Genomic DNA, 12,720 nt, shown 5'->3' with positions numbered 1-12,720 from the left:
AGATCCACCCGGGCGAAGCCATGGACAAGAACCTCTATGACCTGCCGCCGGCAGAGCTGGCCGAGGTTCCGACCGTGTGCGGTTCGCTGCGCGAAGCGCTCGAAGCGCTCGAAGCCGATCACGAATTCCTGCTCAAGGGCGATGTCTTCACCAAGGACCAGATCGACGCCTACATGGAGCTCAAGTGGGAAGACGTCGTGCGCGTCGAAACCACGCCGTGCCCGGCCGAATTCGACATGTACTACAGCGCGTAACAATCGCGCGTCACGATCGCGAGATCACCGAGAGGGGCGTCCGGAGCAATCCGGGCGCCCCTTCGCTTTGGGGCCGCAATTTCGCATCCGCTCGAGCATGCGCTTATCGACGAGGGCAAATAGTCTGGTACCCTTGCCCCGAAACAAAGCGGAAGGTGGCCCATGGATATCGATCGCAGGACCTTGCTCGGCGCGACAGCGATGCCGTTCGTTCCAAGCGTGCTTTCCGCCGCAGTGTCCGCCGATGACTGGGGCAGCATTGCACGCGAATACGACGTCACGCGCGAAATCATCCAGCTCGAGCACGGCAATTGGGGGATGATGCCGCGACCTGTGCTTCAGGCCTACCGCGCCATGATTGAGCGGGTGAACCGCGATACCAGCTACTACGCCCGCCGCGGCATGGCCGGCGACCTCGAGGGCGTTCGCGCGCAAGTGGCGGATGCAATGGGGGTTGCAATCGAGGAGATCGTGCTCACACGCAATGCCACCGAAGCGATGAAAGCGCTGATCCTGCAGTACAACCGCCTGCAATCAGGCGATGCCGTGCTCTACGCCGATCTCGATTATGACAGCATGCAGGCGAGCATGCAGGCGCTGGCAACCACGCGGGGCGTTCGCGTCATGAAGATGGCACTGCCCGAACCAGCCACGCGCCAGAACCTTCTCGACGCCTACCGCATGGCCTTTGACGCCGATCCCGGCATCAGGATGGTGCTGCTGACCCATGTCAGCCACCGCACGGGACTGGTACTGCCGGTGGCAGAGATCGCAACGATGGCGCGCCAACGCGGAATCGATGCCATTGTCGATGCGGCGCATAGCGTGGGCCAGTTGGACTTTCGCCTGCCCGAACTGAGGGCCGATTTCATCGGCATGAACCTGCACAAATGGATCGGTGCACCGCTGGGCGTTGGCGCGCTATACATCCGCAAGGACCGGATCGACGCGATCGATCCCGATCCGGCGGAAGATCCTGCACGCACCGACATCGACGCGCGCGTGCATACCGGCACGCCCGACTACGCCGCGCAGCTTACGGTCCCGGCCGCACTCGCATTCCAGGCCGCTATCGGCGGGTCGCGCCGCGAAGCGCGTCTCAAGCAGTTGCGAGACCGCTGGGTTCGCCCGCTACGCGATATGCCACAGGTGCAGATACTCACCCCCGACGATCCGGCCATGTACGGGGCGATCACGTCCTTCAGGCTTCGCGGCCGGACGTCGCATGACGAGAATGTTGAGCTGGCGCGCACCCTGCTTGAACGGCATGGGATATTCACCGTCCACCGCGACGGCCTGGCGTCGGGGTCCTGCGTGCGTGTTACCCCGGCATTGGCAACGCAGGAGAGCGAGCTCGACCGACTCGTCGAAGCAATCCGGGAGCTGGCCAGTTAGGCCAGCCCAGGCCGAACCCCTTCCCTATTCACACAGCCCCGCCGCGCGCTTGGCGATACCGGCCAGTCCCTTGCACTTGGGCTTTGCCTGCGCGGGCGGCGGCGTGCTTTCGTCACCATCGGCAGCGCTGCCCATGCTCATCGCGCCCATGTCCATGCCGAGCATGGTCATCGTGGTCGAACGAAAGCGCACGCGTGCGATCCACTCGGGCTTCCATGCAGCAGCCTTGGCGGGCTTTGGCGGATAGGCAAAATTCTTCTCTGGGCCAAAGCCGGACAAATTGGCCATCATCACCTCACCGCCTGCTGCCTGGACTTCTGCCGGAACGGTGCAATTGGTTTGTGTAGCCGGCATCACCGTCTTTGCCGCCACCAGTCGTGCTGCAGCCGCAGGCGAGAGCCAGTCCCACATCGGCCCGCCGAAGGCGCGCGTCGCGCTGGAGGTCCACCAGACCATCTCGGCTGCCTCGCCGCGCCGATCGGTCTTGGCCGACATGACCCAGGCGTAATAGCCAGTGGCTCCACCGATTCCGTTCCAGCTCAGGTCCCATGCGCCGCTTGGCCTTCTGCTGCTCTTCATGTCGAGTGGTGCCATGAAGTCCTGGTCCAGCGTGAACGAGATCTGCGGCGCGTAGCTGCTGACGATCTTGTGCGCGCCCAGCAGCGAGGAACGCCCGGTCAATACCTTGCTGTCGCGGCTATTGGGCCATTCGCCATAGGTCTTGCTGTTCGTGGGCGTGATCCACCATTCCTCCGGGATATCGACTGCCGCGGCATAGAGATCGGGCGGGATCTGGCCCTTCGCCAGCTTGGCGAAATCGATCACAGCCGGCTGCCCCGGTCCGGCATGTTCGCCGCAGCCCCAGAACAGGTAAAGCTTGCCGCGCGGAGTCTGGACCTCACCCGGCTGGCCCGGCTCGACCCTTTCGGCCTCACCTTTAGCGGGTGTGTAGATCAGGGGGACAGAGGCACCCAGCCCGGCCCCGTTGGGCATGAAATGATCTGCCTTGGCGGTATCGGCCGGCGCCTGGCTCGAACCGAGCCTGAGCTGCAGCTGGTGGGCCGGTCCCCCGCTTCCCCCCTTCATCATCGCCATCGCGGCGGCCATGCCGCCCTGGCCACTCATCGCCGCCATGCCCGACATGGTGCCCGCATCCATCGTATAGCGCGCAGGTGCCGCACCAGATTGGGTAAAGGCGGGGACGGCCCATATGCCGGCCAGTGCGATGAACCCGGTGCCAGCCGCCAATGCGGATCGCTTCATGCTTCTTCCTCCTAGAAACGCATCGCGACCCGGTCTTTCAGACTCATGGTGATTGATCCGCCCCATAGGCTTCTCGCCGATGCACGAACAGAAAATTCACACGCGCCAGCGGTAAGTTGGCGCGGAAGGATTTTCCTACCTGCGTGTTTAGTGCCTACTCCAAGCACCTCCCTGAGAATGAGGTGCCTCCATGCAACGTAAACCCCTGTTCGACCTTGTCCGCCGGCTGCTTGGCCGCGGCCTTAGCCAGTCCGAAGTGACCGCCATCGATCACGCAATCGATGCCATGGAGGGTTTATCCGAAGACCCTGTTCCACCTGTTCCATCCTTGAGGGTTTCGGCGGCTGGCATCCAACTGATCAAACGCTTCGAGGGTTGCGCAAGCAAGCGGCCCGACGGGCTGTTTGCGGCCTACCCCGATCCCGCCACCGGGCGCGAACCCTGGACCATCGGTTGGGGCGCAACAGGATCCGATATCGGGCCCGACACCATTTGGACGCAGGCCCAATGCGATGCACGGCTGGAGACGGATGTCGAACGCCATGCCCGGGACGTTCGCAAAGCCATCGGCGACAGGCCGACGACGCAGGGTCAGTTCGATGCGCTGGTAAGCTTCCACTACAATACGGGCGCCATTGGTCGGGCGACGCTGACCCGCCTGCATTGCACCGGAAGGTTCGACGCCGCCGCCGAGGAGTTCCTGCGGTGGACGCGCGGCGGTGAGAGGGTATTGAAGGGATTGGTAACTCGCAGGCGTGCAGAGGCCCTGCTCTACCGTTCGGGCAGATAAATACCTGATAGAAACGGCGTTGTATCCGATGCGGGGGAACCGGGCAGTCTCGAAGCCCGTTATGCAGCCAAAGGAGACATGCGATGAAATACATCCTGAGCAGTGCAGCAGCCATTGCATTGGCTGCCAGCGGCGCCCTTGCCCAACCTGACAAGGGAAAGGGTAACGATCGCGGCGATCGGGGCCAGCCTGCAGCTAGCGGAGAGAAGCGCGGTGGCAACGGCGCAGCACGCGACCAGCGCGGCCCGCAACATTCGGCAAAGCCGGATCGCCGGGAGGCGGATCGAGCCAAGGGGAAAGCCCAGGAACGGCAGGGTGGCCAATCCGATGCGCGCACCCAGGCCCGCGCCAATGAGCGGGCCGATCAACGCCAGGACCGCCGGGCGGACCGGCGCGAAGATCGCCGAGATGACCGCCGCTTCGATAGTCGACACGGCATCGGTGATCGCATCGTCGATCGCCTGGTGTTTCGCGACGAACGCGTACTGCTATCGCGCGACCGTGATCGTGGATTGATCGCAGGGTGCCCGCCGGGACTGGCCAAGAAATACAATGGTTGCCTTCCGCCGGGTCAGGCCAAGAAGCGCTATTACGAACGCGCCGTGTTCGGTTACGGCTACCGTCCGGGCCTGTTCGGGCTCAGCTATTACCCATCGGGACGTTACTTCTACAATGATGGCTTCCTGCTGCGCATCGGCAATGGCGGCTCGATCAGCGGCTATATCCCGCTGCTGGGCGGTGCCTTGGCGATCGGCAATCCTTGGCCGTCGTCGTACCGCCACTACCCGGTGCCCAACTACTACGTCGATTACTACAACCTCGGCCCGGCCAATCGCTATCGGTATGCCGACAATGTGATCTACCGGGTCAATCCCGAAGATGCGGCGATCCTCGGCGTTGCCGCGCTGTTGACCGGTGACGACATCCAGATCGGCCACCCCATGCCGGTGGGATATGACGTGTACAATGTCCCCTACGCCTATCGCGATCGCTATCGCGACACGCCGGACGCCTGGTACCGCTACTCCGACGGTTACGTGTACCGCATCGATCCGACCACCCAGCTCGTCGCAGCTGCCATCGACCTGCTCGTTTGACGGAGGACCCCATGTCGCAATTCATCAAACGCGCCTTCGGCGCAGCCGCCCTTGCTGTCCTGCCGCTCGTCGCAGCTTGCGGCCAGGCGGGGCAAGAGGATCAATCGGTACAGGCAACCAAGGAAGAAAAGGCCTCGACCTTGGCGGGCGCACTCAATTCCGAAGGGAACATGACCAAGCTGCAGGGTGCACTGGCCAAGAGCGAGTTGACCGGCGTCTTCGACGGCCCGGGCAGCTACACGCTGCTTGCACCCAATGACGCGGCCTTCACCGCCCTTGGCGAAGAGGGTGAGGCATTGCTCGACGAAGAGCAGCATCCGCTATTGGTGGGGCTTCTGCGCGAGCACATGCTGCCCGGTCATGTCACGCCCGAACTCATTGCCGAGGCGATAAAGGCCAAAGGCGGGCCGGTCACGATGACCACCCTGGGCAATGGCAAGCTGACTTTCACGCAGGACGGGGACAGCATCTCGGTGTCGCTGGAAGATGGCACCACTGCTAGCTTCACCGGCACGCCGATCGCCACCAGCAATGGGGTGCTTATCCCGCTCGATGCCGTCCTGGTACCCAAGGACGAAGGGTAGTCGGCACTCAGTAATCCCGACTTACTGCTGCTCGCACGCTGTCGCGACCGACGGTCGATACGGCGGCGAGCAGCGAAACCCAGCTGGTCACGCGAAACTCGACCTCGGTGGCGCTATAGCCCCGTCCGTCGGTAATGATCTCGGCATAGAAGCGACGGCCGAAATTCTTGCCCAGGGCGACGCCAGTGCCGCGCCCCAACGCAGGATCGGCGCTGACGATACGCAGCCGATCGAGCCCGATGGCGCTGCGCAGCTGGTTGATCGGGTCCAGGCCCCCGCCACCGCGCAGGCTGGCAACCGCCGCGCCCAGTTGCAGGGCGTCGGTCGCCGAAAGCGAAGTGATCGAGCCGCCGAACAACAGGCGCGCCAGGATTTCTTCTTCGGGCAAGGGCGGACTGGAGCTGAAGGTGATTTCCGGCTGGGTCGCGCTGCCGCGAACCGCAACCTCGACAGTGAGTCCATCCCGGTCCGATTCGGCCAGGATGTCGAGCCGCGGATCGATCGCGCTCTGTTCGTCGAACTCGATCCGGCCGCGCGTCAGTTCAAAGCGCGACCCGGCAAAGGTATAGGTGCCGCGCACCACCTGTGCCCGCCCTCCGATACGCGGTTCGGCAGTGGTACCGCGCAGGACGATATCGGCGCCCCATTCGCTGTCGAGCCCCATGCCATCGACATCAATCCGGCTACTACCCTTGGCATTGACGAGATACCGCCAGGGGCGCGCCGGGGCGGTAAGTGGACCGCGATCATCGGGCGAGTTGATTTCTCGAGTAGCGATCTGCGGCAATCGCAAATCGTCTGCGGCGGTGCCCAGTTGCCAACTCGCCCGCTCAATCGTGACCCGCCCAGCGATAGTCCCGCCAAGGCCGTCGGAAACGATCCGCAGCGGTCCGGTGATCGTCGCACTCAGCCCCTGCGCGTCGATCAGGCGGGCATTCTTCGCAGACGCGCGCAGATCGAGCGTGGGTCCACGGATCTCAAGCACCCGACCTTCGACCGGTTCACCCAATGTGCGCAGGTCGACGATACCGCTCCCCGTCACCGTACCACCATTGGCCGCGGCACCGGCGAAGCTGGTCAGGTGCAGCCGCGAACCCGAGAAGCGCCCGCGCGCGGTTACATTGCGAATATCCGTCCCCGACAAGGCGCTGCGGACCCGCAAGGCGTCACTCGACACCGAACCGAAGACGCGAGGATCGGCGAGCGACCCGGTGGCATCGGCGGCAACCGAAATCGGACCGGTGATGTCGAAAGCCTCGACCGCAGCGAGCCGCCAAAGGCTCTCCGCGGCACCGCTGTAGCGCAATTGTGCGAAGAGCCGGCCGGCTCGTAGCCGCTCAAGAATCATCCCGCTCTGCGGCAGGTCGGTGATCCGTGCCTGGGCACGGCCCTTGCGAATGTCCTGGTTGCCCAGCACGGCCCGCGCCTCCAGACTGGCTTCGCTCAGATGCGCCCTAAGGGAAACATCGACGGGTCGCGAGGTCAGCACCAGCCCCGACCGCGTGAGCCCCTCTATCCTTACCTTGGCGGTCCCAATGGGCAGCCGGTTCGCACCAAGTCGATAATCGATCGTTCCGGAAATGGTGCCCCCCAGGCCGGTATCGGCGCGGGCCAGATCGATCAGCGAAAGCGGCATCTTCGCAAGCATCAGATTGAGTTCGAGTTCCTCGGTACCGAATTGGCCCGAAACCACCGTTCCACCTTGGCCATAGTTCAGCTGTGACGGGGCAAGCCTCCACCCGCTTTCCGTCCGCGTCAGCACCGCGCGGCGGGGCATGGAAATGTCATGCCCCGCGAATTCGCCACGCGCCGCGAGCGCTACGCGTTCTGGCGCAATACGGGCGTTGAGATCGAGGCTGAAGCGCTCTCCGCGCCGCCCCGCCAGCGAGGCTTCGACGCTTCCCGTACCATCCTCGATCTCACCCTTCGCCGCGAGGCGGCCGATGTATAGCGTGCCGTAGGAAACGCCGGTCGCACGGCCCGTACCGTCGAAATTGCTATGCCCCTTGCGCAGCAACCCGTTCGCCTGAATTGTCCCGCGTGCGATCCGTATGGGAATTTGCCCGCCGAAGCTGGCATTCCGCGCCCTGAGATCAATCGTCAGTCCCTGCCCACCGCCTTTCGGGGCAAGGTCAAGAGTACCGCTGAGACCGCCTCCGGAAAAAGCCAGGTCGCCCTGTGTCGCGCCATCGACGATCACCAGATCGCCGGTGATGTTGGTGTCGCTTACACGCAGGGTCTCGATCGCAATACGGGCGGGGCCTGCCGCGGGCATGGCGAGGCCCAGACGACCCGCGAAGGGGCCAAGCAGTGAGCTGCCCTGCGCATCGATCAGCAGGCCCTCTTCGGCTGGGGCGATTGCGACGCGAACATCTTCCAATCCTGAAACCGGTGCAGCGAACACCAACTGAGCTTCCGGCCCACGATCAGTGATCTCCGCCGCGACGGTAAAATCACCGTAGTCGGCATGGTGACCCGCGCCGGCGACCGTCGTCGTTCCTTCATGAAGCGACCCGTCAAGCGCCAGGGAGAGTTTGCTCGAATCCAGCCTGACATCGTTGAAGGCCAACGGCGCCGCCCCACCGGCAGCGAAGGCGCCCCGAAGACGGATCGGATCTCCAGCGACATTCGCAAGCGTCGCGTTGGACACTGGTGCGACCTGCGCGTCCACGAGCGCGGCTAGCTTCCACGGAGCGCCCGTCGCCAGCGTAAGGTCCAGCATTGCCGTACCGCCAAGCGCACCGACATTGTCGAGCGTCAAGCGGTCTGCTTGCAGCGGGCCCCTGAAGGTGAATGCGCCGGTCGTTAAATCCCCGCGAAGCGCAAGATTTGCCACGGTGCCGGGAAAGCTGAGGCGCAGGTCGTCAGCGGTCAGGCGCCCTTCTCGCAAAACCAAACTCCCCCGCCCCGTGCCATTTGCAAGTCGGGGGTCGAGCCACGCATTGCCGCTGACAACACGCGACACGGTAAGGTCGAGCGGCAGGGTCCAAGCACCATCTGCGAGCCGGGCTGTGCCACGCTGCCGCAGGTCCTTGATCACGACACCGTCGATATCGAGCGCTACTGCCGTAAGTTCGTGCGGCACAGCCAGTGCGGCAAGCGGCCCATTGAGCGTCGCCTTCAGGCGGGCATCGCCGAGCTTGATGGTCTCGCCCAGCAAGCTGGGGTCACGCGCCACTGCCTCGACCTTCAGGTCACGTGCCTGGTTCTCGGCCAGATCGAGCGTCCCCCGAGCGGTTGCCTGCAGGCGGGAACCGACCACGATCGCTCGCCCATCGAACACCCTGTGGTCGATCGAAACTTCGGATTGCAGAGCCACGTCCGAACCAAGGGCTCGCAATGAAAGCCCCGTAAGAAACTGCGAGGGATCAACCTTGCCCAAGACACCGAACCGCCCGGCGCGATTAGTCAACTCCAGTGCGACTACCCGGCGCTTGCCACTGCGGACCAGCAGCCCACCATTCCATTGGGTCCAGGTCCCCGTACCACGAAGCCGCGCAATATGGCCTGCTTTCAAGCCCAACAGCGCAGCAATCGGCCCGTCCTCGGCAGCATCAAGGTCGAGCGCAAGATCGAAGTTATCGCCATCGGGCTCCGCGTCGAGCAGCAGCGCGAGCCGGTCGGTTTGACCGAACTTGCCCTGCGCATCGACGTGCAACCTGCGATCCGCGATCTGCAGTTGCCCTCCCAGGTCGACCCGTTGCGGGCGCCTTCCGGCTATGCCCCTCGCAAGCGTGAGATTGTCGATTTCGAACCGGTCGATCGATATGTCGAAGCCGGGCAGGATCGGCGTATCCTCTTCGCTCGGCAGGAACTTGGGTATGCGATCGAGCATTGCCCGTCGCGCCGCGAAGCTGTCTATCTCGAGGCGGTTGGACAGCCATGCGCCCGGATTCCAGTCGATTTCCGCGCGCGGAATCGTCAGGAAAACACCTTGCGGGTCAGACAGGCGCACGTCGTGCAGTACCGCGGACCCGTAGATATTGCCCTCGATCCGGCCGATCGCGATGTTCAGCCCGTTGGGGAGCGTTCGTTCGGCAATTCGGCTCGCAAGGAAACGCTCGCCAAGCGGGGTATTGAGGATCACCAGGCCAGCAACGATCAATATTGCCAGGGCGGCGAACCCACCGAGGACTGCCTTGACAAGCCGTTTGCGCCAGGAACGGCGGGGCGCGCCCACTTCGACGGTGTCGTCCTCCACCATCAGAACGCCTGTCCCAGCGATACATAGACCGCGAAGGAAGAGTCCTCAGGATCGGGGTTGATGGGGACGCCCAGATCAAGCCGGATCGGGCCAAAGCCGGTGGCGTATCGAAAACCAAGACCCGCGCCGTACTTCACGAAGCGAAAGTCCGGCTTGCTGTCGATCGATACCGCGCCAAGATCGAAGAACGGCACTACCGACAGCGCTCCGCCGAACAGGCCGGTACCGATCCTCGCCTCGATCGAAGCTTCGACCAGGCTGCGCCCGCCTATCGCTTCGAGGAAGTCGTTCTTCGGCCCGACCGACTGATAGCCGTAGCCACGAACCGAACTGCCGCCGCCCGCATAAAGGCGCCGCGAAGGTGCAATGGCAAACAGGGGCGCACCCCGGATGCTGGCAAAGCGCCCCCGAACCGCCAGAACCGTCTTTTCTCCCACCGACTGGTAGTAAGAGGCGTCGAATTGGTTGCGCAAATAGGTGTATTGCTGGCCGCTACTACGCGAAGTTTCCGGTGCGAGGTAAGCGGAGAGGCGATAGCCGCGCGTCGGGTCGAGCAGCGAGTCGCTGCTGTCGAGTGTCGCCCGCCCAAACAGGGAGGCGATGACATAGGTCTGGCGAGGTCGCTCCACCCCGCCAATAACCCGATTACGTTCGTCCGAGGCGAGGACTTCCGCGCCGACACCCCAGCTGAACGGTTTCTGGAAGAGCAGGTTGGACAGACGTTCGTAGCTTCCCGATAGCGCGACGGTGTCGGCGTCATAGGCCGAAGTCGTCACGCTCGAGGCATAGGCATCCAGCGTCAAAACCTTGTCGCGCCCGCCGAGATTGTTGCGGCGGAAAGTCACCCCGGCCAGCTGCTCGCGCGTACCGACGATGCCGCGAACGCGGAGCGCGCCCTCCGGGGGGAACAGGTTGCGATGCTCCCAGCTCGCCTCCAGACGGATGCCCTCTTCCGAGCCGTAGCCGATCGCGCCAGCGATGGTGCGCAGCTTGGCCCGTTCCAGGGTGACATCCATTGCCACGACACCGGGTTCGTCTCCATTTGGCGGGGCAACTTCACGCGGGGTAACAGACACCGTCGAAACGAGACCGGTGGCGGTAACCGCGCGGCGCAAATCGAGATCAAGGCTGCGCTGGTATACCTCACCTGCCTCGAACCGCGCGATATTGGCGAGATGGCGGCTGGACAAGAACGCTGGGTCGCCGCTGACCACTTCCCCGAAAACGTATTTGCCATTCGGCCGAACGGGCAGGGAAAGATCGCCTTCCTCCCGTTCGTGATCGATGAGCAGTTCCGGCTCATCGCTCTCGGCGAAGGGATAACCGGTCTCACCCAATGCCCGGTCTAGACTGAAACGTTCGGCGACGATCCTGTCGCTTTGCAGGAAGTCGCCGCTGGCTATCCCAAAGCTGCCACGCAGGGCCGCAGCATCCAGAGCCGAACCGAGCTCGCCAAGGTCGATCGCACCAAAGCGATAGCGCGTACCGGGAATAACGTCGAAACGTACCCTGGGCTTTTCGGATACGTCACCCTCACCCGCTTCGCGCGAGCTGATCGTTCGCAGGATTCGGCCATCGTAATAACCGTAAACCCGCAAGAGATTGCCCAGCAGTTCCTCGTCTTGCCGGGCACGCGCAGCCAGTTGGGCGACGGTCTCCTCGCCATCTTCGAGCTGCTCGATCATCGAAAGGGCCGAGAAGCGGGTGACGAACTCGTCGCGATCGTCGAATACCGGCTCCTTTTGGGGGAACCCCAAGATAAGCCTGCTGGAAATCGCTTCGGTTTCCGCGCTGTCCAGCGCGACCTGCCGGCGATCTTCAAGCATCTGGGCAAATTCGATATCGTCGTCAGGGGTCAGGTCTTGCAGCGCGTCAAGCTCGATCTCATCGGGCCAGGCGATCTCCATTTCGGGCAGTTCGGCAATCGCCGTGTCAGCCGCGAGCGTTGGCTCGGCATCCCTGGTATCACTCTCTTCGGCACCCTGTACCGCCCAATCATCGGGATTTTCTACGGCACTATCCGGTATCAGCTCGTCGATATCGACTTGCCGCGGGGCTTCCTGCGCGGCCAGCGGGCCTACCAGCGCCAACCCCATCGCACAGCTGATCAGAAACCGATGCAAAGCCTCAATCGACGAGGCGGTATTCGACCTGGTTGCCGTCTTTTGCGGGCAGCGGATCGCCACGGCGGCCTTCACGGGGCGCCGTAGCGGAAGCGATGAGTCGACGCTGCTCATCCTCGGACACCCGTTCCCAACCCGCTCTACCGAGCCGCTCGAGCGGGCGATAGCGGATCTTGTACTGCATCCGCTCTGCACCTTCGACCCAATAGCCAAGGTAGACGAAAGGCAGACCGCGACGCGCCGCCCGGCGGATATGGTCGAGGATGATATAGTTACCAAGCCCGGCGCGATCCTCATGTTCAGGGTCGTAGAAGCTGTAGATCATCGACAGCCCGTCACCCTGGAAATCCGTAAGACACGCTCCGACCAGTCGCCCTGGTTCAGCCCCAATCCCCGGTTCCCGATATTCAATCACATAGCTGGATACCGGCGTGTGTTCCACCATGTCGGCAAAGTCGTTCTCCTCCATCTGCGTCATGCCGCCGCCAGGGTGGCGCACCGCGAGATATTTCTGGAGAAGCTCGAACTGCTCACTGGTTGCCCAGGGACGGCATTCGATCGAAACGAGATCGTCATTGGCCTTCAGCGCCCGCCGTTGGGTTGAGGAAGGCTTGAACTCATCGGCAACCACGCGAACCGAGACACAGGCCTGACAATCCAGGCAGGACGGACGATAGGCGACGGTTTGACTGCGACGAAATCCGATCCGGCCGAGCGCTTCATTGAGCTCATCCGCGCTGTCACCACGCAGCTCGGTGAACACCTTCCGCTCGCTCTTGCCCGGCAGATAGGGGCAGGGCGCGGGACTGGTCACGAAGAAGCGCGGAAAGCGGATCGGGGCCGTCACGGGCGGTTGCATCCTTTCGTCGTCAAGACGGGCATCTCAAGCTGGTTAACGCTTTGTTGACTCTGTTATGCCGCACCAAACCCCGTGTTAAAAGTCCCTTAACCATGAAAACTGCCTCCGCGCCGACAAACGACGCGGAGGTTCGGATGAATTGGCGCAATAT

The 12,720-nt window shown here is 63.3% G+C and carries 8 protein-coding genes and 1 pseudogene; 5 read left to right on the top strand and 4 right to left on the bottom strand.

What is annotated here, in order from left to right; genetic code table 11:
• Together glnA and AAFM29_RS10125 are read left to right on the top strand one after the other, a co-directional pair.
• A pseudogene (glnA, locus tag AAFM29_RS10130) lies at positions 1-254 on the top strand (glutamine synthetase); the annotation flags it as partial.
• Between the two features lie 162 nt (positions 255-416).
• Positions 417-1,649, top strand: coding sequence for an aminotransferase class V-fold PLP-dependent enzyme (locus tag AAFM29_RS10125; protein ID WP_341712685.1), 1,233 nt, complete (start codon positions 417-419; stop codon positions 1,647-1,649).
• 24 nt (positions 1,650-1,673) lie between these two features.
• Here AAFM29_RS10125 and AAFM29_RS10120 read toward each other — a convergent pair whose 3' ends face one another.
• Positions 1,674-2,912 (bottom strand): hypothetical protein, encoded by a 1,239-nt coding sequence (locus AAFM29_RS10120; protein ID WP_341712684.1) that lies wholly within the window; start codon positions 2,910-2,912, stop codon positions 1,674-1,676.
• A gap of 190 nt (positions 2,913-3,102) precedes the next feature.
• Here AAFM29_RS10120 and AAFM29_RS10115 point away from each other — a divergent pair, with 190 nt between their 5' ends.
• From AAFM29_RS10115 to AAFM29_RS10105, 3 genes are all read left to right on the top strand, one after another.
• Complete coding sequence (locus AAFM29_RS10115) at positions 3,103-3,702, top strand: lysozyme (protein WP_341712683.1); 600 nt, start codon at positions 3,103-3,105, stop codon at positions 3,700-3,702.
• Positions 3,703-3,785: 83 nt separating this feature from the next.
• Entirely contained in the window at positions 3,786-4,799 is a 1,014-nt protein-coding gene (locus AAFM29_RS10110) for a hypothetical protein (protein ID WP_341712682.1), read from the top strand.
• Between the two features lie 11 nt (positions 4,800-4,810).
• Positions 4,811-5,383, top strand: a complete 573-nt coding sequence (locus AAFM29_RS10105) for a fasciclin domain-containing protein (protein ID WP_341712681.1) — start codon at positions 4,811-4,813, stop codon at positions 5,381-5,383.
• A 7-nt stretch (positions 5,384-5,390) separates the two neighbouring features.
• Here the strand turns inward: AAFM29_RS10105 and AAFM29_RS10100 are convergent, their stop codons facing one another.
• From AAFM29_RS10100 to AAFM29_RS10090, 3 genes are read right to left on the bottom strand one after another with little or no spacing between them, the layout of a single operon-like run.
• Positions 5,391-9,587 (bottom strand): translocation/assembly module TamB domain-containing protein, encoded by a 4,197-nt coding sequence (locus tag AAFM29_RS10100; protein WP_341712680.1) that lies wholly within the window; start codon positions 9,585-9,587, stop codon positions 5,391-5,393.
• Positions 9,587-11,683 carry a BamA/TamA family outer membrane protein gene (locus tag AAFM29_RS10095; protein ID WP_341712679.1) on the bottom strand — a complete coding sequence of 699 codons (2,097 nt, stop codon included), beginning with the start codon at positions 11,681-11,683 and terminating at the stop codon, positions 9,587-9,589. Before AAFM29_RS10095 ends, AAFM29_RS10100 begins: the two co-directional genes overlap by 1 nt.
• 31 nt (positions 11,684-11,714) lie before the next feature.
• Positions 11,715-12,557 (bottom strand): arginyltransferase, encoded by an 843-nt coding sequence (locus AAFM29_RS10090; RefSeq protein ID WP_341712678.1) that lies wholly within the window; start codon positions 12,555-12,557, stop codon positions 11,715-11,717.
• Positions 12,558-12,720: the final 163 nt, after the last annotated feature.

This window comes from Erythrobacter sp. (genome assembly GCF_038133525.1).
GTDB lineage: Bacteria > Pseudomonadota > Alphaproteobacteria > Sphingomonadales > Sphingomonadaceae > Qipengyuania.
Note: the sequence above shows the minus strand (reverse complement) of the source record. Positions and strands in the feature narration are given on the sequence as shown.

Bases quoted from the DNA above. Each gene is read 5' to 3' on its own strand.
- AAFM29_RS10125 (WP_341712685.1), top strand. From the start codon at position 417: ATGGATATCGATCGCAGGACCTTGCTCGGCGCGACAGCGATGCCGTTC.
- AAFM29_RS10120 (WP_341712684.1), bottom strand. From the start codon at position 2,912: ATGAAGCGATCCGCATTGGCGGCTGGCACCGGGTTCATCGCACTGGCC.
- AAFM29_RS10115 (WP_341712683.1), top strand. From the start codon at position 3,103: ATGCAACGTAAACCCCTGTTCGACCTTGTCCGCCGGCTGCTTGGCCGC.
- AAFM29_RS10110 (WP_341712682.1), top strand. From the start codon at position 3,786: ATGAAATACATCCTGAGCAGTGCAGCAGCCATTGCATTGGCTGCCAGC.
- AAFM29_RS10105 (WP_341712681.1), top strand. From the start codon at position 4,811: ATGTCGCAATTCATCAAACGCGCCTTCGGCGCAGCCGCCCTTGCTGTC.
- AAFM29_RS10100 (WP_341712680.1), bottom strand. From the start codon at position 9,587: ATGGTGGAGGACGACACCGTCGAAGTGGGCGCGCCCCGCCGTTCCTGG.
- AAFM29_RS10095 (WP_341712679.1), bottom strand. From the start codon at position 11,683: ATGGGGTTGGCGCTGGTAGGCCCGCTGGCCGCGCAGGAAGCCCCGCGG.